The following is a 652-nucleotide window of genomic DNA, read 5'->3' as shown; positions in this document are numbered from 1 at the left end:
CAATTAATATTGCACATAGAGACTTAGGTACACATAATATAGTTTACTCTCGAGTAAGTGATAAAGTAATCTTTACGCAGTTCTTTTCATCATATTTTCAAGAAAAGGGTACAATTACAAATTATAGAGATATTCTTAAAACTAACACAGTAAACCTACCAGAAGATGTTTATGATGATAAAAAAGATCCATTTAAAATGGATGTGTTTTTATTGGGTGTTGTTTGCTATTTCATTATTTCTAAAGGAAATATGCTTAAAAATGATTCAGATGGAATTCCTGTTTGGATTGAAATAGAAGGGGTTGACCCTAAAATTAATAGTTGGTTAGAAAAAGCATTAAGTTTTGATTCTCATAAAAGATATGAGAATGCTTTAGAAATGCTAGAAGAATTTAATAAAATAAATGAAATTACTTCGCAGAATGGTTTTAACTATTTAGTTAGTGAATTGAATAAAGGTAATTTTTTAAATAATAAAAACTATAAAGATCTCTTTATGTTAAGTATAATGGATGATGTTGATGATAAAAATAATAAAGAAACACAAAACTATTGCAGATACAAAATAAATTATAAGGATAGAGTATGTGTTGTTAAATGGTGGAATCCATTACATATGGATGAAAAAAATATATCAGACTGTAGGAAAAT

At 25.9% G+C, this 652-nt stretch carries 1 protein-coding gene; it reads left to right on the top strand.

Annotation, left to right across the window (positions count from 1 at the left end; genetic code table 11):
• The coding region (locus HUN22_RS17515; protein ID WP_217488228.1) for a hypothetical protein at window positions 1-652 on the top strand (652 nt) is incomplete at both ends.

Origin of the sequence: Acinetobacter lactucae (genome assembly GCF_013344765.1) — a bacterium.
Lineage (GTDB): Bacteria > Pseudomonadota > Gammaproteobacteria > Pseudomonadales > Moraxellaceae > Acinetobacter > Acinetobacter lactucae_A.
Note: the sequence above shows the minus strand (reverse complement) of the source record. Positions and strands in the feature narration are given on the sequence as shown.